This is a genomic window from Streptomyces sp. NBC_00249, from assembly GCF_026342355.1.
Classification (GTDB): Bacteria; Actinomycetota; Actinomycetes; order Streptomycetales; family Streptomycetaceae; genus Streptomyces.
Window position 1 is genome coordinate 564116 of sequence record NZ_JAPEMV010000002.1, and the last position, 22412, is coordinate 586527.

Consider the following 22412-nt stretch of genomic DNA (forward strand, 5'->3'; position numbering starts at 1 on the left):
TCGCCGAGCCACCGATGTGACCGGTACAGCCTACGGCCCTGCCTCAGCAGACTTCTTCGAGATCCCGCCACTCGCGGCTGTCGGGGCTGTCCGCGACCCATCCGTCGAGCAGTCCGCGCACCAGACCGGCCGGCGCCGCGATGCCGCATTCGCGCTCGGGCACCCACAGGGGTCCGGATCCGGCCGTACGGTGCCCGAGCGGGCCCGGGTGGCCCGGTTCGCTGTGGTCGTGCGGGTCGAGCTGGTCGCCCTCGCCCTCACCGCTGGGCATCGCGCTCTCCGAACAGGTCCGGCACAGCAGCCGCACCGAGGAGGACCAGTCCTCCGCGGCGAAGCCCGCGTCCGAGGCGAGCTGTTCCAGGGCGTCGCGGTCGGCCTCGGTGGCCGCCTCCAGCAGCACCACCCAGGTCGGCACCGGCGAGGGCGCCCACAGCTCGATCTCGTCGAAGACCGGGTAGGAGGGGCCGGCCGCGGTGACCCGCTCGCCGTGCGGGACCCCGTCGTGCAGGACGACCTCGCCCCAGCGCCGCCCCGAGGAGGGCAGCGGGATGGACAGGACCTCCATGCGGGCTGGATCGAGCCTGCGGCCCCACACGACCTCGGCCTCGCCCTCGGGCGACAGCCGTACGGCGGCGCTGCCCAGCTCCATGCCCACCGGCTCGCCGCTGTGCCTGCCGTTGTGGGATGCCGGGCCGTGCGGGTCCCCGGGCACCTTCAGCCCGTACGCCTGCCATGCCCGGCGGGCCAGCGGCCAGTCCTGGAGGGCGGTCGCGGCGATGCCCACGTTCCACCAGTCGGGGGCGCCGGTCTCGCGGTCGAGGAGGGCCACGGCGCGCAGTCCGGCGGCCCGTGCCTGCTCCCAGTCGTGCCGGAACTTGTGCAGCAGGGCCAGGTTGAACCAGGACTCGGACAGCCAGGGCTCCAGATCCGCCGCTCTGGTCAGCAGCGCGCCCGCGTCCTCGTACCGACCGTCGCCGATCAGCGTGAACGCGCGGTCGGTGGCCTGCCGCCACGAGGCGGAGGGCCGATGCCGTACCTTCCCGAAGATCCTCACGATTCCCGCCTGCCGGTCCAACGGTGCACCCTTGCGGACACCCTCACGGACACTCCTACTGCATCCAACCATGCCCGCTCGGACGGCCGCTCATTACCCATGGGTTACCCCGGTGGGACAGGAACAACTCTGACACGTCCACCCCTGGCCAGAACCCTCGCCAGGGACTCCACGACCTCCGGCTGGTAGTCGTGCCCGGTGCCCAGGCGCAGCCGCTCCAGGGCGGCCAGTGAGCCGCCCGGGTGACGGCCCGCGCCCGCGAGGTCGTCGTACGCGTTGACCGCGCGCACGATGCGGGCGGCGACGGGCTGCTCCCGGTACGGGTCCGCCTGCCGTTCCACGATCACCGCGACCTCCGGCGGGACCCCGGTCTGGCGGGCCACCTCGCCGCCGAGCTCGGCGATCCGGCGGGCCTCGGCGGCGGGCAGCTCGGCGGTGGCCCCGGCCGGCACGGGGTCGATGAGCGAGAGCTGGCCGATGTCGTGCATCAGGGCGGCGTACTCCAGCACCGTGAGCTCCCGCTCCGAGAGCCCCAGGTCCCGGCCGACCGCGCAGCTCAGGGCGGCGACCCGGCGGGAGTGCCCCGGTGGGGTGTACCCGGCGATCTCGGTGGCCCGGGCCAGGGAGGTGATGGTCTGGCGGTAGGTGGTGCGGATGGCGGTGATCCGGTGGAAGGACATCTGGGTGAGCAGCAGCGGCACGCTGAACACGGGCAGGGCCCACAGGCCCGCCACGGCCACGCCGAGCGCCATCACCACCCCGGTGGCACAGATCGCCGCGCCGATGCCGAGCTGCGCGCGCAGCTCGTCGCGCAGCAGCGGCCCGTACGGCCAGCCGGTGCGGGCCCCGGCGAGCGCGGCGGCGAGGACGGCGTCGCACAGGGCGGTGAGGCCGAGCAGGAGCAGCAGGAAGAGGACGAGGTACGGGCCCTGCCCGACCCAGTGGCCCAGCTGCCCGGAGTTGTAGAGCGGCTGGAAGCAGACGGCGGCGAAGGCGACGGTGAGGACCCGGCGGGCCACGTGGTCCAGGGCGGGGCCGCGGCCCCGGGCGACGTGCGGGACGATCCCGACGAGCGCGGCCGCCACGACGACGGCGACGATCTGCAGGACGCCGTGGTGGGTGGGGTGCCCGGCGTTCTGGCCGAGCAGGGCGTAGGCGAGGGCTCCGGCGGAGCCGAGCGGTGCGGGCTGGCGGTCCTCGGCGGGCAGGTGCCCGGCCGCGTCCCGGTGGTCGCGGCGGGCCAGTTCCCCGACGGTGATCAGGGCGCCGAAGGCGAGGGCGATCGCGGGCTCGGTGATCCCGCTCCACAGGGTGTGCCCCAGCCCGGCCGCGGTGAGCACGGCGGCGGCCCCGCGCACGCTCCACACGGCCCACGCCCTCACCGGACCCCCCGCGCCTCGGCGCCGTCCGGTGCGGGCGCGGGCCGCGGTGCCTGCGCCGGGAGCGCGCCCAGCCCCGGGGCGGGGGCGTCCGCGGGGGCGGCGGAGCCGCTGATCACTTGGAGGTCGTCGTCCGAGGTGACCACGGGGTGCCAGCCGTGCCGCCCGATCGCTGCGACCAGCGCCCGCACCATCGCCGGGTCGAACTGGGACCCGGCGCAGCGCCGCAGCTCGGCCAGCGCGGTCTCCACCGGCCGGGCCCGGCTGTAGGAGCGGGTGGAGGTCATGGCGTCGAAGGAGTCGGCCACCGCCACCACCCGGGCCAGCACCGGGATCTGCTCGCCGGTCAGTCCGTAGGGGTAGCCGGAGCCGTCGACCCGCTCGTGGTGGTGCAGGATCGCGGAGCGGGCCTCCCCGAGGAATCCGATGCCGCGCACCATCTCGTGTCCGTACTCGGGGTGCAGTTCGATGACGCGGCGCTCCTCGGGCGTCAGCGGCCCGTCCTTGCGCAGCAGCCGGGTCGGTACGCCGAGCTTGCCGACGTCGTGCAGGATCCCGGCGATCCGGACGACCTCCATCCGGCCGTCGGCCATGCCGAGCTCGCGGGCGATCATCGCGGAGGCCTGGCCGACGCGCTCGCTGTGGCCGCGCGTGTAGCGGTCCTTGATGTCGACGGCCTGGACGAGGGCGCGGATCGTGGCCCGGTGGGCGGCGCGCTCGCGGTGGTACTGGGCGAAGACCCAGCAGGAGATGTACATCGGCAGCAGGACGAGCAGTGCGGCCGGGAGCCCGTAGGGGCTGCGCCACATCACGGCCATCATCAGCCCGGCGAGGCCGTGGACGCAGTGGGGGACGAGGGAGCGGGGCAGCAGCCCGTTCCAGGCGGTGCGGGCCGGCCGGCGTTCGGCGGCGGCCAGGATGGCCCCGTCGAGGGCGGTGAGCACCAGGCAGAAGGCGACGGCCGCGACGGCCGCCGGGAGCATCACGTACGGGAAGTCGGCCACCCAGGCGGTCGGATCGGCCCCCTGCGCGGCGCGGCCGGGTGGTCCGCTGCCCCCGCCTCCCGAGCCCGCCGCCCCGGCGAGTGCCTCCCGGCCGCCGAGGAGGGCGTAGGCCTGTCCGGCCGCCCAGGCCGCTATCGCCTGCTGGGCGGCGTGCCAGACCCGGCGCACCCGGGCGGGCCGTTGGACGACGGTCTGGGCGAGTCCGCCGGGCAGCGCCACGAGCGCGGCGGCCGCGGGCGGCAGCAGGAAGACGGCGGCGAGGACCACGGGGAAGAAGGAGCCGATGCCCTCGGGGACCCGGCTGCCCAGGACCGGGAAGACCTTCACCAGCTCGCAGCCGAGGTAGAGCACGGCCAGCAGGGCGACGGCCGCCCAGGGCGTGGAGGAATCCGCCAGGGCCGGGGCGGCACACGCCGCGGCCGCGAGCACGGCACCCAGGACGTATGCGCGCGCCGTCGGCGGAAGTACCCGCATGGCGCTCTCCTCCCCCTGTGCCGTGCAAGCCGGGTACGGAATCAAACCAGTACCGAGAGGGGAGAATAAGTGGGCCCCCGTCAAAAGCGGGGCACATTTTCGCATTGCGCCGTACGGACGCCCCCGGATTAGCACCTTCGGGTGAACGAAGTAGCCCTCCGGGGGCGGATGTTCGGCGGTTGTCTCAGCCGGTCGCGGGCCCGGCGGTGACGTCGTGGTCGGGCACGGCCTGGCCCGAACGGATCAGCTCGATCCGGCCCATGACCTTCGAGCGCAGGTCGGTCGGCACGTCGTCCGATCCGCAGCAGCGCTTGACCAGCTTCTTCACGGCCTGTTCCAGGCCGTACTTCTCCAGACAGGGATTGCACTCGCCGAAGTGCGTCTCGAACTTCGTGCAGTCACTGTCGGGCATCTCGTGGTCCAGGAACTCGTAAAGATGATCCAGGACCTCGGCGCACTCCGTCTCGTGCGGCTCTCCGCAGCTCATGAGCCTGAGCCTTTCAGGTCGTTCGACTCTCCCGCGCCGGCGGGGACCAGCCCGCGCTCACGGGCATAGTCCTCCAGCATTCCGCGGAGTTGACGGCGGCCACGGTGCAGCCGGGACATGACCGTACCGATGGGTGTACCCATGATGTCCGCGATCTCCTTGTACGCAAAGCCCTCTACGTCGGCAAGATAGACCGCGATGCGGAACTCCTCCGGAATGGCCTGCAGCGCTTCCTTCACATCCGAATCGGGCAGGTGGTCGAGCGCCTGCGATTCGGCCGAACGCAAACCGGTCGACATGTGCGACTCGGCGCGCGCGAGCTGCCAGTCCTCGATCTCCTCCGCGGCGCTGCGCTGCGGCTCGCGCTGCTTCTTGCGGTAGGAGTTGATGAACGTGTTGGTCAGAATGCGGTACATCCACGCCTTGAGGTTGGTGCCCTCGCGGAACTGGTGGAAGGAGGCGTACGCCTTCGCGTAGGTCTCCTGGACCAGGTCCTCGGCGTCGGCCGGGTTGCGCGTCATGCGCAGCGCGGCGGAGTACATCTGGTCGAGGTAGCCGAGGGCGTCCCGCTCGAAACGCGCGTTGCGCTCCGCGGTCGTCTCCTGCGCCTGGCCTTCGTCGGTCCCAGCGACAGGACCCACCTCCTCCGACAGCGTGGCGGCTCCGAAAGCGGATCCGCTCGAATCGGAGAATAGTCGACCATCCCGGCCTTCCGCCGCCCGGAGCGAGCCGCGCTTGGGACCCGGGAGAACCGTCCAGTCCAGGTCAGCGGCCTGCGGACGATTCTGACTGATGACCTGGGTCATGCGCTCCCTCTCCCTCGGCGGATTACCGTGCGTTCCGACACTCGGCACAACAGGCGGGTGGGGCGGCGCATTCCCGGGCGCGGCAAGGGCTTTCGGGATCCGTCAGGTCGGGTGAGGGGGATCACCCGGGAATATGTCAGGTCCGCGGCCGGACACGGGCTCGGCCGATGAGCCGGTCGAGCCAGGGGGCCACCGCCGCGGTGATCACCGCGAGGGTCTCGTCCTGGGTGGTGCCGGCCTTCTTCGGCACGGCGAAGCCGTGGTCGGCCCAGGGCACCTCGACGAGCTCGTACGGGGCCTCCGGGCCCGGCTCGGGGAATTCCTCCGGGCGTCCGAAGGGGTCCCGGCCGCCCTGCACCACCAGGGTGGGCCGGCCGGCGCCGAGCAGCTCCCCGGCCCGGGACTTCTCGGGCCTGCCGGGCGGGTGCAGCGGGAAGGACAGGGCGAGGACCCCGGCCGCGCCCAGCTCGGCGGCGGTCCGGCAGGCCACCCGGGCCCCGGCGCTGCGTCCGCCCGCCACCACGGGCAGGCCGGGGCGCGCCAGTGCCGGCCACAGCGCCCGCCAGCCCTCGTCCAGGACCTTGGGCGCGGCGGCGACCTTCTTCCCGGCGACCCGCCAGGGCTGCTCGACCAGGGCCACGGTGACGCCCCGCGCGGGCAGCGCGGCGGCGAGGGCGACCAGGTCCCGGGCCTCGATGCCGCCCCCGGCGCCGTGGCTGACGGCGAGGACCAGCCGGGCCGCCGGGGCGGTGTGCCAGGTGATCCGGGCCGGTCCGGCGGGGGTGTCGACGCTCTCGGTACGGGGGCTCGTACGGCTGCTCATGCCCCCATCCTGCCCGGGTCAGAAGAGGGTGCCCTCCTCCGGCGCGGCCAGCTCGCCGAGCAGCTCGGGCCCGTTGTTGCGGACGTTGCTGACGGCGGTGGACACGGGGTAGGCGCGCATCAGGCCGCCCGGGGGCGGTGCGAGCAGGTCCCGGAGCTCGTTCTCGTCGGTGCGGGCCGGGTCCAGCCAGGCGTCCCAGCGGTCCGGGGTCAGCATCAGCGGCATCCGGGGGTGGATCTCGGAGAGCGAGCGGGGGCCCTCGGCGGGGGCGGCGCCCAGCGGGCCGGTCTCGGCCTCGGCGGTGATCACCGAGCAGGTCGCCCACCAGGCCTGCGGGTGCTCGGCGGGCAGGGTCGCGTCGCGCCAGAACTCGTACAGGCCGGCCATCGCGAAGACGGAGCCGTCGGTGGGCAGGACGAAGTAGGGCTGCTTGCGGGCCCGCTTCTTCTTTCCCTCGACCTCCAGCTGCCGCTCGTCGTGGGCGGTGACCCACTCGTAGTAGCCGTCGGCCGGGACGATGCAGCGGCGCTGTGCGAAGGGGCGCCGGAAGGACGGCTTCTCGTGCAGGGTCTCGGAGCGCGCGTTGATCATCCGGGCGGCGCCCTCGGGGCTCTTGGCCCAGGACGGGACCAGGCCCCACCTCAGGACGCGCAGCTGGCGAACCGGACGCGGGTCCGGCGCGTCCTTCAGGGGACGGTCGAGGACGACGTGGACCTCCTTCGTCGGTGCCACGTTCCAGTCGGGGGCCAGGGTCTCCTGCGGCTCCCACCGCTCGACGCCGAATATCCCCGCCAGCTCCTCGGGCGCACGACTCGCCGCAAACCTTCCGCACATGGCTGACACACTGCCATGACCTCCGCCCCCGACCGCAAGGAGTCCGCCACTCCATGGACAGCACCCCCACAGCCGGCCTCTGGGACCGGCTCACCGGCATACAGCCGGCCGTGCCCTGGTGGATCGTGGTTCTGACGGGACTGGTCGCGCTGGCCGCCGTAGGGCCCCGGCCGCTGTGGCTGCTCTCCCGCAACGCGATCACCATCGCGCACGAGGGCGGGCACGGGCTGCTCGCCCTGCTGACCGGACGCGAGCTGGACGGGATCCGGCTCCACTCGGACACCAGCGGGGTCACCCTCAGCCGGGGCAAGCCGCGCGGGATCGGGATGATCCTGACCGCCGCGGCCGGGTACACGGCGCCCTCGCTGCTGGGCCTGGGCGGCGCGGCCCTGCTGTCGGCGCACCGGATCACCCTGCTGCTGTGGCTGGCGACCGCGCTGCTGGCCGGGGTGCTGGTGAAGATCCGGAACCTGTACGGGGTGCTGACGGTGGTGCTGTCCGGCGCGGCCTTCGTCCTCGTCTCCTGGCTGGCCCCGTCCGGGGTACAGGCCCTCTTCGCGTACGCGGTGGTGTGGTTCCTGCTGCTCGGTGGAGTGCGGCCGGTCTTCGAGCTCCAGGTGAAGCGGAGGCGCGGTGGAGCGCCCGACTCGGACGCCGACCAGCTCGGGCGGCTCACCCATGTACATCCCCTCGCCTGGCTGCTGCTCTTCCACGCCGTGACGCTGTGCTCGCTGATCGGCGGCGGGCGCTGGCTGCTCGGCCTCTGAGACGGGGCCCTCGCTCACAATCCGTGGCCATGGGAAGCCACTAAAGTGGGGGCCATGACCGAAACCCCCGCGCACCACGCCCTCTGGCCCGCTCCCGTCGCCGACGGGGCCGTCCACGCCACCGTCACCGTGCCCGGGTCCAAATCGGTCACCAACCGCGCGCTCGTGCTGGCCGCCCTCGCGGCCGAGCCCGGCTGGGTGCGCCGCCCGCTGCGCTCGCGCGACTCCCAGCTGATGTCGGACGCCCTGCGGGCGCTGGGCGTGGGCATCGAGGAGACGGTCTCCTCCAGCTCCGCCGAAGGTGCCGGCGGCGAGGCCTGGCGGATCATCCCGGCCGGCCTGCACGGGCCGGCCACCGTCGACGTCGGCAACGCGGGCACGGTCATGCGCTTCCTGCCGCCCGTCGCCACCCTCGCCGCCGGCGACATCCGCTTCGACGGCGACCCCCGGTCCTACGAGCGCCCCCTCGGCCAGGTCATCAGCGCGCTGCGCACGCTGGGCGCCCGGATCGACGACGACGGCCGGGGCGCCCTGCCCATGACCGTCCAGGGCGGCGGTGCCCTGGAGGGCGGCACGGTCGAGATCGACGCCTCCAACTCCTCGCAGTTCGTCTCGGCGCTGCTGCTGTCGGCCCCGCGCTTCAACCAGGGCGTCGAGGTCCGGCACACGGGCGCGACCCTGCCGTCGATGCCGCACATCCGGATGACGGTCGAGATGCTGCGCGCGGCGGGCGCCGCCGTCGACACCCCCGAGGCCGGCGGCGAGAAGAACGTGTGGCGGGTGGCGCCCGGCGCGCTGCTGGGCCGCGACATGGTCGTGGAGCCCGACCTGTCCAACGCCCAGCCCTTCATGGCCGCGGCCCTGATCACCGGCGGCACGGTCACCGTCCCGGACTGGCCGCGCCGCACCACGCAGCCCGGCGACGCGCTGCGCCGGATCTTCACGGAGATGGGCGGCTCCTGCGAGCTGACCGACGCGGGCCTGGTCTTCACCGGCACCGGCAAGATCCACGGCATCGACGTGGACCTGAGCGAGGTCGGCGAGCTGACCCCGGGCATCGCCGCGGTCGCCGCCCTGGCCGACTCGGAGTCGGTCCTGCGCGGGGTCCAGCACCTGCGCCTGCACGAGACGGACCGGCTGGCGGCCCTGACGGCGGAGATCAACGGCCTCGGCGGCGACGTCACCGAGACCGCCGACGGCCTGCACATCCGCCCGCGCCCGCTGCACGGAGGCGTGTTCCACACCTACGACGACCACCGGATGGCCACCGCCGGCGCGGTGATCGGCCTGGCCGTGAAGGGCGTGGAGATCGAGAACGTCGGCACGACCGCGAAGACCCTGCCGGACTTCCCGAAGATGTGGGCCGACATGTTGCTCGGCGAAGCGCCGACGGGCGCCGGAGCGTAGGGCCCGTCATGCGCAGGTACGGCAAGAACACCGACGAGGACGACATCCGCCAGCGCCCGAACCCCAAGGGCAACCGGCCTCGGACCACCATCCGGCCCAAGCACGAGGACGCGGCCGAGGGCTTCGTCCTGACCGTCGACCGCGGTCGGCTGACCTGCCTGGTCGAGGACCGGACGGTGCACGCGATGAAGGCCCGCGAGCTGGGCCGCAAGGCGGCGGTGGTCGGGGACCGGGTCTGGATCGTCGGTGACCTGTCGGGGAAGAAGGACACCCTCGCCCGGATCGTGCGGATCGAGGAGCGCAAGTCGGTCCTGCGCCGCACCGCCGACGACGACGACCCGTACGAGCGGGTGGTCGTCGCCAACGCCGACCAGCTGGCCATCGTCACGGCGCTGGCCGACCCGGAGCCGCGGCCCCGGATGATCGACCGCTGCCTGGTGGCCGCGTACGACGCCGGTCTCGAACCCCTGCTGGTGCTCACGAAGTCGGACCTGACCTCGGCGGACAAGATCCTGGAGATCTACTCCACCTTCGGCCTGAACTACGTGGTGACCAACCGCGAGGAGCTGGAGACGGGCAGCGCCGCCGACCGGGTGCGCGAGCGCCTCGACGGCCGGATCACCGCCTTCGTCGGCCACTCGGGCGTCGGCAAGACCACCCTGGTGAACTCGCTGGTCGCCGAGGGCCGCCGGCGGGCCACCGGTCACGTCAACGCGGTGACCGGCCGCGGCCGGCACACCACCACCTCGGCGCTCGCCCTGCCGCTGCCCTCGGGTGACGGCTGGGTCATCGACACCCCTGGTGTGCGTTCCTTCGGCCTGCACCACGTGGACCCGTCCCGGGTGATCCTGGCCTTCCCGGAGCTGGTTCCGGGTACGGAGGAGTGCCCGCGCGCGTGCAGCCACGACGAGCAGGACTGCGCGCTCGACAAGTGGGTGGAGGAGGGTCACGCGGACCCGGCACGCCTGTACTCGCTGCGGCGGCTGCTGCAGACCCGGGAGCGTCGCGAGGGCGACTGAGCCTCCGGCGGGGTTTGCCGGGGGCCATGTCTGGTAAATGCATAATCGCACCAAGTGACGTGATGTCACGTGACGCGGGGAGGCATTCGACATGGCGTGGCTGCTGGTCGTGGTCGCGGGAATCCTGGAGACCGGCTTCGCGGTCTGCCTCAAGCTGTCCCACGGTTTCACCCGGCTGTGGCCGACCATCGCCTTCGCCTGCTTCGCCCTGGGCAGCTTCGGCCTGCTGACGCTGGCCCTGAAGAAGCTGGACGTGGGGCCCGCGTACGCGGTGTGGACGGGCATCGGGGCCGCCGGGACCGCGATCTACGGGATGGTCTTCCTGGGGGACCTCGTCTCCACCCTCAAACTCGTCTCGATCTCGCTGGTGATCCTCGGGGTCATCGGGCTCCAGCTCTCCGGCTCCGCCCACTGACCGGCGCGGCGGCGGGCACCGCGAGGGCGGCTTCGAGCAGCCGCAGCAGCTCCTCCGGCCCCGGCTCGTGCCCGGCGGCGACCGCGTAGGACAGCGCGAGGCGTACGGCGAGCTCGCACCGCCAGGCCGGCTCCGCCCCGAGCGCGGCCCCGGCCCGGTCCCGTACGGCCCGGACGAGGTCCCCGGGCGTGAGCGCCTGCCGGCTCCCGGGCGGGGGCGGCGCGGGCAGGACCGGACTCCAGGAGCCGGTCAGCAGGGCCCGTACGAGGGGCCGCGCGCGGGCCGCCCGTACGGTCCACTCCGCGAGCGCCGCGAGCCGCCCGGCGGCCTCCCCGGGACCGGGCCCGATCCCCTGCGCGAGCGCCCGGTCCACCCCGTCGAGGTAGCGGTCGGCGGCGCGGCGCACCAGGGCGCGGCCCAGGCCCGCCTTTCCGCCGAACTCGTTGTAGAGGGTCTGCCGGGACACCCCGGCGGCGCCCGCCACCTCGGTCATCTTCACGGCCGGCCAGGGGCGGGCGGACAGGGCCGCCTCAGCGGCTTCCAGTAAGGAGTCCCGGGCCGTCGGCATGCGCGTCGCCTCCCCGGCTGCGTCCACTGGCTGGGCTGTCCCGCCAGAGTTGACGGGCCGCCAGTTCCTGTCAAGGGCGCCTGTCGGCCGCACTGTGGACCTCGTTCGCCCGGTCGCGGGAGTCTCGATACTGTTCTGGCATGCCCGAGTATGACGATGACCTGCGCCTCGCCCTCGAACTCGCCGACGCGGCGGACGCCGCCACGATGGAGCGGTTCCGCGCCCTCGACCTCCAGGTCGAGACGAAGCCGGACATGACCCCGGTGAGCGAGGCCGACAAGGCCGCCGAGGAGATCGTCCGGGCCGGGATCCTGGCCGCGCGGCCCTCCGACGCCATCCTGGGCGAGGAGTACGGCCTCAAGGGCGACGGCCCGCGCCGCTGGGTCGTGGACCCGATCGACGGTACGAAGAACTACGTGCGCGGGGTCCCCGTCTGGGCGACCCTGATCTCCCTGATGACCGAGGGCGAGGACGGGGTGTTCCGCCCGGTCGTCGGCGTGGTCTCGGCCCCGGCGCTGGGCCGGCGCTGGTGGGCCTCACAGGGCGGCGGCGCCTTCGCGGGCGGCGCGCTGGGCGGCGCGGCGACCGGGCTCGGCGTGTCCAAGGTCCCGGCCCTGTCGGACGCCTCCTTCGCGTACTCCTCGCTGAGCGGCTGGGAGGAGCAGGGGCGGCTGCCCGGCTTCCTGGAGCTGACCCGCGCGTGCTGGCGTACGCGGGGGTACGGGGACTTCTGGCCGTACATGATGGTCGCGGAGGGCTCGCTGGACCTGTGCGCCGAGCCGGAGCTGAACCTGTGGGACATGGCGGCCATCGCGGTCGTCGTCCAGGAGGCCGGCGGCCGCTTCACCAGCCTCGACGGCGAGGACGGGGTGCACGGCGGGAACGCCGCGGCGTCGAACGGTCTGCTCCACGAGGAGATGCTGGGGCTGCTCCGCCCGCGCCCCTGATGCGCGGTGCGCGCCGAGATCACCCCTCGCGTGCCTCCTTGCTGACGCTCCGTGCCCGTGGGAATCTAAGAATCCCCCGGCTTGTGCGTTTGTGAAGCGTTTCTCTAGCGGCGCTGCACCGGTGCACCCACCCAAGCCGGGGGACTCACCCAGGAGGTGGCTCTCTTCATGCTCGTCCGTGACGCCATGAGCACCGTGATCCTCACCCTCGGCCCCGCCCACACCCTGCGTCAGGCGGCCTGCCTGATGTCCGGCCGGCGCGTCGGCGCGGCCGTCGTCCTCGACCCCGACCACAGCGGCATCGGCATCCTGACCGAGCGCGACATCCTCAACTCGATCGGCGCGGGCCACGACCCCGACCGGGAGTCCGTGGGCGCCCACACCACCAACAACGTCGTCTTCTGCACCCCGGACGCCACGCTGCAGGAGGCGGCCGAGGCGATGGCCCACGGCGGCTTCCGCCATCTGATCGTCCTGGAGGACGGCGGGCCGGTCGGCATCGTCTCCGTACGGGACGTGATCCGCTGCTGGGCCCCGGCCCGGCGCAGCACCGTGGCGGCCTAGCGGCCCCGGGCACGACGGCGGGAACGACGGCGGGCCGGAACCCTCCGAGGAGGATTCCGGCCCGTCGTCCTGCTACGGCAAGCGGTCCGGCTAGCCGCGAAGGGCCTGGACCGCGGCTTCCAGCCGCTTGCCGAAGTCCCCGTCGGCCTGACGGAAGTTGTTGATCGCGCGCTCGGCGATGTCGTCACGGGAGACCTTGGCTATGAAGCCGGACAGGTTCTCGATCAGACGGGACTTCTCGTCCTCCGACATCAGGCGGTAGAGGTCGCCCGCCTGCACGAAGTCGGTGTCCGCGGAGTGCACGGCGGCGGGGTGGTTGCCCGTGCCGCCGGTGACGGCGGAGGAGACCCACAGCGGACGGTCCGTCTGGGCCGGGCCGCCGAAGGTGTTCGGCTCGTAGTTCTTCGAGCCCTTGTGGCGGCCGTCGTACAGGTAGCCGTCACGGGAGTTGGTGCGCGCCTCGGTGGCGTGCGGGCGGTTCACCGGCAGGTGGTCGGCGTTGATGCCGACGCGGTAGCGGTGGGCGTCGCCGTAGGCGAACAGGCGGCCCTGGAGCATCTTGTCCGGGGAGGGACCGATGCCGGGCACGAAGTGCGCCGGACTGAAGATCGACTGCTCGACCTCGGCGAAGACGTTCTCCGGGTTGCGGTTGAGCTCCAGCTTGCCGATCTCGATCGGCGGGTAGTCCTCGTGCGGCCACACCTTGGTGAGGTCGAACGGGTTGAAGCGGTACTCGGCCGCCTCGGCCGCCGGCATGATCTGGACCTGCACGGTCCAGGTCGGGAACTCGCCGCGCTCGATGGACTCGCGCAGGTCGCGCTGGTGCGAGTCGGGGTCCTCACCGGCGAGCCGGTTGGCCTCGGCCTGGGTGAGGTTCTTGATGCCCTGGTCGGTCTTGAAGTGGTACTTGACCCAGAAGACCTCGCCGGCCTCGTTGTTCCACTGGAACGTGTGCGAGCCGTAGCCGTTCATGTGGCGGTAGGACGCCGGGATGCCGCGGTCACCGAACAGCCAGGTCACCTGGTGGGTGGACTCGGGCGACAGACCCCAGAAGTCCCAGACGTTGTCCGCCTCCTGCGAGCCCGTGTACGGGTCGCGCTTCTGGGTGTGGATGAAGTCGGGGAACTTGATGGCGTCCTTGATGAAGAACACCGGGGTGTTGTTGCCGACGAGGTCGTAGTTGCCCTCTTCGGTGTAGAACTTCAGCGCCCAGCCGCGGGGGTCGCGCACCGCGTCGGCCGCACCGAGGTTGCCCGCGACGGTGGAGAAGCGCAGAAACGTTTCCGTCTCCTTGCCGACCTCGGACAGGAACTTCGCCCGGGTCCACTGCGAGACGTCGCGGGTCAGGGTGAAGGTGCCGTAGGCGCCGGCGCCACGCGCGTGGACCACGCGCTCCGGGATGCGCTCGCGATTGAAGTGGGCGAGCTTCTCCAGGAGCTGCTGGTCCTGGACGAGAACGGGCCCGCCGACGCCAGCGGTCTCGCTGTTCTGGTTGTCGGCGACCGGAGCCCCGGCCTCCGTGGTGAGCGGTCCCTGCGTCACGTGCGCCTCCTGCGTCATTCCTGCAAGTCCTGTCCTTGGCGTTTGCCGTATCCGATCCTACGATGGACTTTGTCTAAGTCAAGTAAGCATCCAATTCCGCACCGGTTCGGGATCTGCACCGAATCCCCACTGTTAGGCTGGCGTCTATGAGTGACCTGCTGGAACGACTTCGCGGACGCGGCTGGCGCATGACGGCCCAGCGGCGTGTCGTGGCCGAGGTGCTCGACGGTGACCACGTTCACCTGACGGCCGACGAGGTGCACGCGCGCGCCGTGGTCAAACTGCCCGAGATCTCTCGCGCGACGGTCTACAACACCTTGGGCGAGCTCGTGACCCTCGGCGAGGTCCTCGAAGTGTCGACGGACCGGCGTGCCAAGCGGTACGACCCGAACGCCCACCGCCCCCACCAGCACCTGGTCTGCGCCCAGTGCGGCGCGATCCGCGACGTCCACCCGGCGGGCGACCCGCTGGCCGACCTGCCGGCCGGTGAGCGCTTCGGCTTCGTGGTCTCGGCGGTCGAGGTGACGTACCGGGGCGTGTGCCCGAACTGCGCGGGCGTCTGACGGACGGAACAGAGAACAGGAAAGGCCGGGGGCTGGAGCCCCCGGCCTTTTTGCTGTTCACACACGTTCACACCGGCGGACCCGGAAACGACTCGAGGCCCGGATCCATGGGATCCGGGCCTCGGGCCTTCAGTAGCGGGGACAGGATTTGAACCTGCGACCTCTGGGTTATGAGCCCAGCGAGCTACCGAGCTGCTCCACCCCGCGTCGGTAAACACGACTCTACGTGAGGCTGCCCGGCAGATGCAAATCAGTTAACCGGCAGCCCCCGGAGGTCAGGCCGAGAGCTCCTCCGCCAGCGCGTCCCGCAGCCGGGCCGCCCGCTCCGAGACCTCCGCCGGGCCCAGCTCCATGGCGCGCACGCACCACTTCTGCCCCTCGGCGAGGTCCCCGTGGCGGGCCGCCAGCAGGCCCAGCCGCAGGGCGGCCCGGCCGTGGCCCGCCACCGCCGCGCGGGTCCACCACAGGGCCGCCTCCGGCTCGCTGCCCTCGCGGGCCAGGAGCAGCCCGAGGTTGAAGGCGCCGTTGCGGGAGCCGGCCTCCGCCGCCTCCCGGTACCAGCGCGCGGCCACGACGAGGTCGCCCCGGGCGGCGGCGAGCATGCCGACGCGCACCTGGGCCCGGCGGTGCCCCTGCTCGGCGGCCCGCTCGTACCACTCCTCGCTCTCGGTACGGGCGGCCCCGCCCACCGGCTCGCCCAGCGCCACCGGCTCCGGCGGCGGGGCCAGCGACTCCAGCAGCGAGGCCAGCCGGAACGCCGCCTCGGCGCTGCCGCCGCCCGCCGCGCAGCGCAGGTGCCGTTCGGCGGCCCGCTCGGCGCCGTCGCGCACCAGGGCGATGCCGACCTGGAGCGCGGCGTCGGTGTGGCCGGCCGCGGCGGCCCGCTCGTACCACTTGAGCGCGGAGCGGTCCTCGTCCCGGCTGGCGAAGAGGATCCCGAGGTTGAAGGCGGCGTCGACGCTGCCGGCCTCGGCCGCCTTGGAGAACCAGGGCTCGGCGCCGGCCGCGTCCCCGGCCTGGAGCAGCATGATCGCCAGGGCGTTGGCGGCCTCGCGGTGGCCGGCGTAGGCCGCCCGGCGGTACCACTGCTCGGCCTGCGCGGTCCGCTCCTGCGCGGCGCACAGCAGCGCGAGGTTGTAGGCGCCGTTCTGGTCGCCCGCGTCCATGGCGGCCCGGTACCACTTCTCGGCGGTCTGGGTCTCGCCGCGCGCGGCGTGCAGGGCCCCGAGGGCGTTGGCGGCGTTGCCGTCACCGTCCTGGGCGGCCCGGTGCCACCAGGAGGCGGCGCTCTCCTCGTCCCCGGCGTCGCGCAGCAGGAAGCCGAGCGCGCACGCCGCGCGGGCCTCGCCCTGCTTGGCCGAGCTCAGGTACCAGCGCCCGGCCTCCTTCAGTTCGCCGCGGGCCTCCAGGAGGGCGCCCAGGTGCAGTCCGGCGCGCCGGTGCCCGCGCGCCGCGGCCTGGCGGTACCACTGCTCGGCCTCGGCGGGGTCGCCCTTGCGCAGGTGGCGGGCGAGCCGGTACGCGGCTTCGCGGTGCCCCTGTTCGGCGGCGGCGCGGAACCAGCGCTCGACGCCCCGGTCCCCGCGGTGCTCGAGCAGGTCGGCCAGGGCGTACGCGCCGAGGGCGTGCCCGGACTCCGCGGCCTGGCGGAGCCAGTACTCGGCGGCGGGCTCGTCGCCGCGCTCGCGGTAGTGGCGGCCCAGGGCGTGGGCGGCGGGGGCGGACCCGGCCACGGCGGCGACCCGCCACCAGCCGGCGGCCTCTTCGGGGTAGCCGCGCTGGTGCAGCAGGACGCCGAGGTTGTTGGCGGCGGCGCGGTCGCCCTCCGCGGTGGCGCCGCGCAGGTAGGGCTCCGCCCCGGTGAGGTCGCCGCGGCGCAGGAGGAGCGCGCCGAGCACGCTCATGGCGCCGGGGTCACCCTTGTCGGCGGCCACCCGGTGGCGGGCCTCCAGCTCGGTCTCGGTGGCTCCTTCGGCGTCGCCGAACGCTTCTTCCGCGAGATCCGCATCGGTCAGTGCCGTCTGCGCGTTGACAGCGGGAGCGGCCACGCCGGTCTCCGCGCCCGTCTCGGCCTCCGCCCTCACAAACCGCCCTGTCTCCAGCAGAGTTGACCTGTCCCCCATAAATCCCATCGTCGCATCACCTGCTACCCGCGTACACCTGGTATGTCGCAGCCAGTGAGGTCACTACAGCGTTTTGTCGACATGCCCACAGAGAGACAAGTCAAACACGCTCACGCCTCAACTCACCCGCCCCAGTGACCCCGTGTCTCACAGTTCCCGATTCCGGGAACGACGAAGGCCCGGATCCCATAGGATCCGGGCCTTCGTCTGCAGTAGCGGGGACAGGATTTGAACCTGCGACCTCTGGGTTATGAGCCCAGCGAGCTACCGAGCTGCTCCACCCCGCGTCGGTAAAACCACAGTAGCACGACGCGGGGTGGAGCCTTTACCGCCTTCTGGTCAGCCGCCCGGCTTGGGCGTCGGGGACGTCATCTTCGCCTCGGCGTCGATCGCCCGCTGCAGCGCCGTCTTGATGTCCTCCTGCGCCTTGCCGAAGGCCGTCCAGTCGCCGGACTGGCGGGCCTTCTCGGCGGCCTCGATGGCCTTCTTCGCCTCGTCGAGGGCCGCCTTGACCGTCGGGTCCTGGCTGCCGGGCGGAGTGGTGGTGCCCTCTCCCGGCGGCTGCGTCGGATTCGTCGGCGTGACCGGGACGGTCGGGGCCTCGGACCCGAACACCACGTTCAGCGCCTTCTCCAAGGTGTCCTCGAAGGCCGTCTGGCCGCCGTAGGTCACGAGCACCTTGCGCAGCAGCGGGTACTTGAGCCCGGAGCTGCGGACGTACACCGGCTCCACGTAGAGCATCCCGCCGTCCAGCGGGACCGCGAGCAGGTTGCCGTACTCGACCTCGGAGTCACCGCCGCGCAGCAGCCGGATCGACTCGGCGATCTTCGGTTCCGACTGGAACTTGCTCTGGACCTGCTTGGGGCCGTCGACCGGCTTGCTGGTCGGCAGCTTCAGGATCCTGATCTTGCCGTAGTCCGGGGTGCCCGGATCGGCGTTGACCGCCATGTAGGCGCTCAGGTTGTCCCGCTCGTTCGGCGTGAAGGTCGTCGTGAGCGAGAAGACCTGGTCCTTCTCCGACTGCCCCGGCATCTTCATCGACAGGTAGTACGGCGGGACCGCCGTGCCGGCCTTGGTCGTCGGGTCGTCCGGGACGGCCCAGGCCTCGCTGCCGCTGAGGAAGGTCTGCGGGTCGGTGACGTGGTACCGGGTGAGCAGCTCGCGCTGGACCTTGAAGAGGTCCTGCGGGTAGCGCAGGTGGTCCATGAGCGGCTTGTCGATCGCGCTCTTGGGCTTCACCGTGCCCGGGAAGGCCTTCATCCAGGTCTTGAGGACCGGGTCCTCGGTGTCCCACTGGTACAGGTCGACCGTGCCGTCGTACGCGTCGACGGTGGCCTTCACCGAGTTGCGGATGTAGTTGACCCGGTTCTCCTGGGCGACGACCGCGCGCTGGCTGTTGGTCAGCGAGTCGGCCGTGCTGTCGCCCAGCGTGGTGCGCGAGGCGTACGGGTAGCCGTTCGTCGTCGTGTAGGCGTCGACGATCCACTTGACCTTGCCGTCCACGACCGCCGGGTACGGGGCCCCGTCGATGGTCAGCCACGGCGCGACGGCCTCGACGCGCTCCTTGGGCGTGCGGTTGTAGAGGATCCGCGAGCCCTCGCCGATGGCGCCCGAGTACAGGATCTGCGGCTCGCTGAAGGCGAGCGCGTACGCGGCCCGGTTGACCGGGTTGTCGAGGTTGACGCCGGAGTTGCCCTTGTAGCTGGTCTCCTTCTCGCCCTTGTCGTCCGAGTAGTCGAGCTCCTTCTGCGGTCCGCCGACGATCGAGTACTGCTTCGTCATCTCGCCGTAGTAGATGCGCTGCTCGAAGTCCGTGCCGAACATGCCCTTGGAGGGCAGGTCGGACTGGGTGAAGTCGGGGGCGCCGTCCTTGACCGTGGTGCCCTTGGCCGCGACGACGCCGTAGCCGTGGGTGTACTTGAAGTGGTCGTTGATCCAGTTGTTCTTCGGGATGCCGCCGATGTTCAGCTCGCGGAGCCCGATGACCGTGTCCTGGCCGCTGTAGCGGTCCACGGCGAGCGTGGACGGGAAGCCGTAGTAGCCCTTGACCTGCTGGAGCTGCTGGAAGGCCGGGGAGACGATGTTCGGGTCGAGCAGGCGGATGCTGGCGGTGGTGTCCGCCGCCTTGCGCAGCTGCTCCTTGCCGGTGCCGGCGTTGGGCACGCCCGCGTAGTCCTTCACGTCGGTCCCGGCGATCCCGTAGGCGTCGCGCGTGGCCTTGATGTTCTTCTCGACGTACGGGGATTCCTTGGCCTGCTCGTTCGGCTGGACCTGGAACTTCTGCACGATCGCCGGGTAGAGCCCGCCGATCAGGATCGCCGAGAGGACCATCAGGCCGAAGCCGATGACCGGGAGCTGCCAGGTACGGCGCCACAGGGTGGCGAAGAAGAGCAGCGCGCAGATCGCGGCGATGGCCACGAGGATCGTCTTCGCCGGGAGGTAGGCGTTGGCGTCGACGTAGCGCAGGCCGGTCCAGTTGTCGGCGGCCTTGAAGTCACTGGACTTCACGGCGAGGCCGTACCGGTCGAGCCAGTACGCGACCGCCTTGAAGGTGACGAAGAGGCCGAGCAGCACCGACAGGTGCCCGGTGGCCGCGGCGGTGGCCCGGGCGCCCGGGCTGGTCACGCGCAGTCCGCCGTACAGGTAGTGCACGACGACGGCGGCGATCACCGAGAGCACGACGGCGGCGAAGCCGAAGCCGAGCAGGAAGCGGTACCAGGGCAGGTCGAAGGTGTAGAACGACACGTCCAGGTCGAACTGGGGGTCCTTGCGCCCGAAGGGCACCCCGTTCACGTACATCAGCCAGGTCTTCCACTGGCCGGCCGCCGAGGCGCCGGCGATCAGGCCGACGATGGCGGAGATGGCCAGGAGCAGCCACTTCTTGTACGGGGCGACGCTCATGCGGTAGCGGTCGAGGCTCTGCTGCTCCATCGACATCGCGCTCAGCGGCGGCCGCAGCCGGTGCGCCAGCCAGATGTTGAACCCGACGGCACCGGCCATCAGCAGGCCGAAGACGGCGAAGAGGCCGATCTTGGTCCACAGGGTGGTGGTGAAGACGGTGGAGTACTTGACGGAGCGGAACCAGAGCCAGTCCGTCCAGAAGCCCGCGAACATGATGAACGCCATGGCCAGGACGGCCAGGACGCCCAGGGTCGTCAGAAGAGTCCGGGCGCGCCGGGAGGGGCGGCCGACTCTCATCCGTGGCCCGGAGGGGCCTCCGCCTCGGTCCGGCATCTGGAAAGCCAAGGTGCGCACCTCGAAAGTCGCTGTGTCTGGTGTTGTCTCTGGTGTACTTGAAAGCTGGGTTACTTGGAAGCAGCCAAAGCAGGCCCCCGATCGTAGGGCCCACTCATGCAACTTACTGAGCCTTTAGTCAGTTCCCGGTATCCGGGGGAAAGGAGGCAGGATGTTGCCCATGTCCAACGTTTCCCCCTCCCCCGGCACCCCGATGGCGGCCAGCCCGCTGACCCGTGCCGTCCTCGAAATCGACGAGTACGCCTCCACCCTCGGCTGGGACAAGCCGGCCCGGCTGTTCGCCCTGGTCGACACGGCCCGGCTGCGCCGGCAGGAGCCGGCCCTCGCGCGCCAGCTCGGCCAGGACCAGGACGACACCGGCAAGAACCAGCTCACCCCGGTCGAGCAGGACCAGGTACCGGCCGGGACCCCGCTGGACAAGTTCCTCGGAACCATCGCCTGGCCCCCGGCGATCGTCGGCTGCGCCCTGACGGTGGAGCGGCTGATGCTGCCGCCGTCGGCCGAGGCCCAGGTCCCGGAGGGGCTCAGCGACAAGCAGCTCGCGAAGTGGGTCGCCGCGCACCCGGACCGGCAGGAGGTCCGGCTGACGGTGGGCGTCCTGCGGGACGGCTCGCGGGAGTCGGCCGTACGGCTGCGCGAGAAGGACTCCTCCAGCGAGGTGCTGACCGGCGCGAGCCTGGTGCCCGGGCTGGCCGAGGCGCTGGCCGCCACCTTCCTCGACTAGCGGGTCGGGGCGGGCCGAGCGGGGCGACACGGCCGGGGCCTGCGGTCAGGACCTGGTGCACTGCGGCAGGCCCGCCGTGTCCCCCTTGCTGATCTTCTCCAGCGCCTTCGTGGCGTCGTCGATGGTGGACACCTTGACCAGGGTCAGGCCGTCGGGGACGTGGGAGGCGGCGGAGGCGCAGTTCTCGGCCGGGGTGAGGAAGTACTCCGCCCCGGCCTGGCGGGCGCCGATGGTCTTCATCTGGATGCCGCCGATCGGGCCGACCTTCCCGGCGTCGTCGATGGTGCCGGTGCCCGCGATGAACTTGCCGCCCGTGAGGTTCTCCGGGGTGAGCTTGTCGACGATGCCGAGCGCGAACATCAGGCCGGCGCTCGGGCCGCCGACGTCGGCGAGCTTGATGTCGATCGGGAACGGGAAGGTGTGGTCCGTCCCGGCCCGGATGCCGACGACGGCGTGGCCGTCGTCCGGGGCCTTGCCCGCCGTGACCGTGATCTTGGTGGTGGCGGTGGGCTCGCGGTTCGCCTTCTCGGCCTCGGCCGCGTCGGCGGCGGGCACGACGGTGAACTCGACGGGCTCGCCGGGCTTGTGCTTGGTGACGAGCTTGGCGACGTCGGCGGGGTCGGTGACCGGGGCCCCGTCGACCTGCCTGATCACGTCCCCGGCGTGCAGCTTGCCCTCGGAGGGGCTGCCCTTGACGACGGTGCCGACGATGACGCGGGCGGTGACCGGGATTCCGAGCTGCTTGAGGGCGGCCACCTTGGCGCTCTCCTGCGACTGGCTGAACTCCTCGGCGTTCTCCTGCGTCGATTCCTTGTCGGTCTTGCCGTTCGGGTAGAGGTTCTCGTGGGGGACGACGATGTTGTCGCCCGCCAGCCAGCCGTAGACCGCTTCCAGCAGGTTCATGTCGTAGTCGGCGCCGGTGACGCGGACCGTGGTCATGTTGAGGTGGCCACTGGTCGGGTACGTCTTGTGCCCCGAGATGCTGAGGACGGGCTCACCGCGCGAGTCGCCGAGGGTGTTCACGGTCGGCCCCGGGCTCATCTCCGAGTACGGGACCCTGATGAAGATCCCTGCGCAGAGCAGCGCGAACAGCATCAGGGTGGAAGCGAGCATCGTCGCAGTGCGGCGTGGCATGGATCGACAGTACGTGACGGCCTCGGCGTGCGACCCCTGGGGCCGGTCCGTACGGGGGCGGGCCCGGGGAACTCTCAGGGGATTCTCAGCGGGGGCGCTCGCGGGACGCGTCAGACGGCGTCGGAACCGGAGTGCGCCTTCTCTTTCGACCTGGCCCGGTCGGCCTTGTCCATGACCTCGCGGAAGCGTGCGTAGCCGGCGAGTTCGGATATGTCACCCTGCGTGCGGTCGCGTGCCGCCCAGCTGCCCCATATCGCCGCCCCGATCGCGGCGAACAGCGGAATCAGCAACCACGCCAAAGACGCCATGGACGTGCCTCCCTGCCCCGAAAGTACGTGTCGTCGGTGCTTTCAACGCTCGTGCCCGGGAAGGGGTTACGCAAATCGAGGGCGTGTTGCGCGGCCGAACGGGTGTGAGGTTACCCCCTGCCGGGGGCAACCTCCGCCCGGGGTGCATGAACGGCCTCCGACCGGGTCCGGCGGGCACCACGCCCGGGTCAGCAGGCGCCGACCCACTCCTCCGT

General features: G+C 72.0%; 21 protein-coding genes and 2 tRNA genes. 8 read left to right on the top strand and 15 right to left on the bottom strand.

Features of this window, described 5'->3' with window-relative positions; genetic code table 11:
• Positions 1-43: 43 nt before the first annotated feature.
• The 7 genes from OOK31_RS11360 to OOK31_RS11390 all read right to left on the bottom strand — a co-directional run bounded on the left by OOK31_RS11360 (position 44) and on the right by OOK31_RS11390 (position 6861).
• Positions 44-1054: a hypothetical protein gene (locus OOK31_RS11360; RefSeq protein ID WP_267012315.1), complete on the bottom strand. Its 1011-nt coding sequence runs from the start codon at positions 1052-1054 to the stop codon at positions 44-46.
• Positions 1055-1158: 104 nt separating this feature from the next.
• Positions 1159-2421, bottom strand: a complete 1263-nt coding sequence (locus OOK31_RS11365) for an HD domain-containing protein (protein ID WP_323188203.1) — start codon at positions 2419-2421, stop codon at positions 1159-1161.
• 11 nt (positions 2422-2432) lie between these two features.
• Positions 2433-3911, bottom strand: coding sequence for an HD-GYP domain-containing protein (locus tag OOK31_RS11370; protein ID WP_267012316.1), 1479 nt, complete (start codon positions 3909-3911; stop codon positions 2433-2435).
• A 184-nt stretch (positions 3912-4095) separates the two neighbouring features.
• The gene (rsrA, locus tag OOK31_RS11375) at positions 4096-4398 is read right to left on the bottom strand and encodes a mycothiol system anti-sigma-R factor (protein ID WP_267012317.1); all 303 of its coding nucleotides are present in this window, start codon (positions 4396-4398) and stop codon (positions 4096-4098) included.
• Positions 4395-5039 carry a sigma-70 family RNA polymerase sigma factor gene (locus OOK31_RS11380; RefSeq protein WP_267012850.1) on the bottom strand — a complete coding sequence of 215 codons (645 nt, stop codon included), beginning with the start codon at positions 5037-5039 and terminating at the stop codon, positions 4395-4397. The genes rsrA and OOK31_RS11380 overlap by 4 nt, the downstream gene beginning before the upstream one ends.
• Before the next feature lie 301 nt (positions 5040-5340).
• Positions 5341-6027 (bottom strand): alpha/beta family hydrolase, encoded by a 687-nt coding sequence (locus tag OOK31_RS11385; protein ID WP_267012318.1) that lies wholly within the window; start codon positions 6025-6027, stop codon positions 5341-5343.
• 18 nt (positions 6028-6045) lie between these two features.
• Entirely contained in the window at positions 6046-6861 is an 816-nt protein-coding gene (locus OOK31_RS11390; protein WP_267012319.1) for an SOS response-associated peptidase, read from the bottom strand.
• 53 nt (positions 6862-6914) lie between these two features.
• Between OOK31_RS11390 and OOK31_RS11395 the strand changes: the two genes are divergently transcribed.
• From OOK31_RS11395 to OOK31_RS11410, 4 genes are all read left to right on the top strand, one after another.
• A complete protein-coding gene (locus OOK31_RS11395; RefSeq protein ID WP_267012320.1) occupies positions 6915-7628 on the top strand; it encodes a M50 family metallopeptidase in 714 nt (237 codons plus the stop codon).
• 54 nt (positions 7629-7682) lie between these two features.
• Positions 7683-9035, top strand: a complete 1353-nt coding sequence (gene aroA / locus OOK31_RS11400) for a 3-phosphoshikimate 1-carboxyvinyltransferase (RefSeq protein ID WP_267012321.1) — start codon at positions 7683-7685, stop codon at positions 9033-9035.
• Positions 9036-9043: 8 nt separating this feature from the next.
• A complete protein-coding gene (rsgA, locus tag OOK31_RS11405) occupies positions 9044-10054 on the top strand; it encodes a ribosome small subunit-dependent GTPase A (RefSeq protein ID WP_267012322.1) in 1011 nt (336 codons plus the stop codon).
• A gap of 91 nt (positions 10055-10145) precedes the next feature.
• Positions 10146-10469, top strand: coding sequence for a multidrug efflux SMR transporter (locus tag OOK31_RS11410; protein WP_030225858.1), 324 nt, complete (start codon positions 10146-10148; stop codon positions 10467-10469).
• Here the strand turns inward: OOK31_RS11410 and OOK31_RS11415 are convergent.
• Positions 10435-11037: a TetR/AcrR family transcriptional regulator gene (locus tag OOK31_RS11415; RefSeq protein WP_267012323.1), complete on the bottom strand. Its 603-nt coding sequence runs from the start codon at positions 11035-11037 to the stop codon at positions 10435-10437. The two genes, OOK31_RS11410 and OOK31_RS11415, sit on opposite strands and share 35 nt — an antisense overlap.
• A 140-nt stretch (positions 11038-11177) precedes the next feature.
• Between OOK31_RS11415 and hisN the strand changes: the two genes are divergently transcribed.
• Together hisN and OOK31_RS11425 are read left to right on the top strand one after the other, a co-directional pair.
• Entirely contained in the window at positions 11178-11984 is an 807-nt protein-coding gene (hisN, locus tag OOK31_RS11420; RefSeq protein ID WP_267012324.1) for a histidinol-phosphatase, read from the top strand.
• Between the two features lie 168 nt (positions 11985-12152).
• The gene (locus OOK31_RS11425) at positions 12153-12548 is read left to right on the top strand and encodes a cyclic nucleotide-binding/CBS domain-containing protein (RefSeq protein WP_267012325.1); all 396 of its coding nucleotides are present in this window, start codon (positions 12153-12155) and stop codon (positions 12546-12548) included.
• A gap of 90 nt (positions 12549-12638) precedes the next feature.
• On the opposite strand, the gene OOK31_RS11430 is transcribed toward OOK31_RS11425, so the two are convergent.
• Positions 12639-14108 carry a catalase gene (locus OOK31_RS11430; protein ID WP_267012326.1) on the bottom strand — a complete coding sequence of 490 codons (1470 nt, stop codon included), beginning with the start codon at positions 14106-14108 and terminating at the stop codon, positions 12639-12641.
• A 128-nt stretch (positions 14109-14236) separates the two neighbouring features.
• On the opposite strand from OOK31_RS11430, the gene OOK31_RS11435 reads away from it, so the two are divergent.
• Positions 14237-14653 (top strand): Fur family transcriptional regulator, encoded by a 417-nt coding sequence (locus tag OOK31_RS11435; RefSeq protein WP_267012327.1) that lies wholly within the window; start codon positions 14237-14239, stop codon positions 14651-14653.
• Between the two features lie 133 nt (positions 14654-14786).
• On the opposite strand, the gene OOK31_RS11440 is transcribed toward OOK31_RS11435, so the two are convergent.
• The 4 genes from OOK31_RS11440 to OOK31_RS11455 all read right to left on the bottom strand — a co-directional run bounded on the left by OOK31_RS11440 (position 14787) and on the right by OOK31_RS11455 (position 20010).
• Positions 14787-14860 (bottom strand) — tRNA-Met (locus OOK31_RS11440).
• Positions 14861-14928: 68 nt separating this feature from the next.
• Positions 14929-16785, bottom strand: a complete 1857-nt coding sequence (locus tag OOK31_RS11445) for a tetratricopeptide repeat protein (RefSeq protein WP_267012328.1) — start codon at positions 16783-16785, stop codon at positions 14929-14931.
• 204 nt (positions 16786-16989) lie between these two features.
• Positions 16990-17063, bottom strand: a tRNA-Met gene (locus tag OOK31_RS11450).
• Positions 17064-17115: 52 nt separating this feature from the next.
• Positions 17116-20010, bottom strand: a complete 2895-nt coding sequence (locus OOK31_RS11455; protein WP_267012851.1) for a UPF0182 family protein — start codon at positions 20008-20010, stop codon at positions 17116-17118.
• Positions 20011-20191: 181 nt separating this feature from the next.
• Between OOK31_RS11455 and OOK31_RS11460 the strand changes: the two genes are divergently transcribed.
• A complete protein-coding gene (locus tag OOK31_RS11460) occupies positions 20192-20755 on the top strand; it encodes a PPA1309 family protein (protein ID WP_267012329.1) in 564 nt (187 codons plus the stop codon).
• A 45-nt stretch (positions 20756-20800) separates the two neighbouring features.
• Here the strand turns inward: OOK31_RS11460 and OOK31_RS11465 are convergent, their stop codons facing one another.
• Positions 20801-21889 (bottom strand): PDZ domain-containing protein, encoded by a 1089-nt coding sequence (locus OOK31_RS11465; RefSeq protein ID WP_267012330.1) that lies wholly within the window; start codon positions 21887-21889, stop codon positions 20801-20803.
• A gap of 110 nt (positions 21890-21999) precedes the next feature.
• Positions 22000-22197 carry a hypothetical protein gene (locus tag OOK31_RS11470; protein WP_267012331.1) on the bottom strand — a complete coding sequence of 66 codons (198 nt, stop codon included), beginning with the start codon at positions 22195-22197 and terminating at the stop codon, positions 22000-22002.
• Positions 22198-22412: the final 215 nt, after the last annotated feature.

Bases quoted from the DNA above. Each gene is read 5' to 3' on its own strand.
- OOK31_RS11370 (WP_267012316.1), bottom strand. From the start codon at position 3,911: ATGCGGGTACTTCCGCCGACGGCGCGCGCATACGTCCTGGGTGCCGTG.
- rsrA (WP_267012317.1), bottom strand. From the start codon at position 4,398: ATGAGCTGCGGAGAGCCGCACGAGACGGAGTGCGCCGAGGTCCTGGAT.
- OOK31_RS11385 (WP_267012318.1), bottom strand. From the start codon at position 6,027: ATGAGCAGCCGTACGAGCCCCCGTACCGAGAGCGTCGACACCCCCGCC.
- OOK31_RS11390 (WP_267012319.1), bottom strand. From the start codon at position 6,861: ATGTGCGGAAGGTTTGCGGCGAGTCGTGCGCCCGAGGAGCTGGCGGGG.
- OOK31_RS11395 (WP_267012320.1), top strand. From the start codon at position 6,915: ATGGACAGCACCCCCACAGCCGGCCTCTGGGACCGGCTCACCGGCATA.
- aroA (WP_267012321.1), top strand. From the start codon at position 7,683: ATGACCGAAACCCCCGCGCACCACGCCCTCTGGCCCGCTCCCGTCGCC.
- rsgA (WP_267012322.1), top strand. From the start codon at position 9,044: ATGCGCAGGTACGGCAAGAACACCGACGAGGACGACATCCGCCAGCGC.
- OOK31_RS11410 (WP_030225858.1), top strand. From the start codon at position 10,146: ATGGCGTGGCTGCTGGTCGTGGTCGCGGGAATCCTGGAGACCGGCTTC.
- OOK31_RS11415 (WP_267012323.1), bottom strand. From the start codon at position 11,037: ATGCCGACGGCCCGGGACTCCTTACTGGAAGCCGCTGAGGCGGCCCTG.
- hisN (WP_267012324.1), top strand. From the start codon at position 11,178: ATGCCCGAGTATGACGATGACCTGCGCCTCGCCCTCGAACTCGCCGAC.
- OOK31_RS11425 (WP_267012325.1), top strand. From the start codon at position 12,153: ATGCTCGTCCGTGACGCCATGAGCACCGTGATCCTCACCCTCGGCCCC.
- OOK31_RS11430 (WP_267012326.1), bottom strand. From the start codon at position 14,108: ATGACGCAGGAGGCGCACGTGACGCAGGGACCGCTCACCACGGAGGCC.
- OOK31_RS11435 (WP_267012327.1), top strand. From the start codon at position 14,237: ATGAGTGACCTGCTGGAACGACTTCGCGGACGCGGCTGGCGCATGACG.
- OOK31_RS11445 (WP_267012328.1), bottom strand. From the start codon at position 16,785: ATGGGATTTATGGGGGACAGGTCAACTCTGCTGGAGACAGGGCGGTTT.
- OOK31_RS11455 (WP_267012851.1), bottom strand. From the start codon at position 20,010: ATGCCGGACCGAGGCGGAGGCCCCTCCGGGCCACGGATGAGAGTCGGC.
- OOK31_RS11460 (WP_267012329.1), top strand. From the start codon at position 20,192: ATGTCCAACGTTTCCCCCTCCCCCGGCACCCCGATGGCGGCCAGCCCG.
- OOK31_RS11465 (WP_267012330.1), bottom strand. From the start codon at position 21,889: ATGCCACGCCGCACTGCGACGATGCTCGCTTCCACCCTGATGCTGTTC.
- OOK31_RS11470 (WP_267012331.1), bottom strand. From the start codon at position 22,197: ATGGCGTCTTTGGCGTGGTTGCTGATTCCGCTGTTCGCCGCGATCGGG.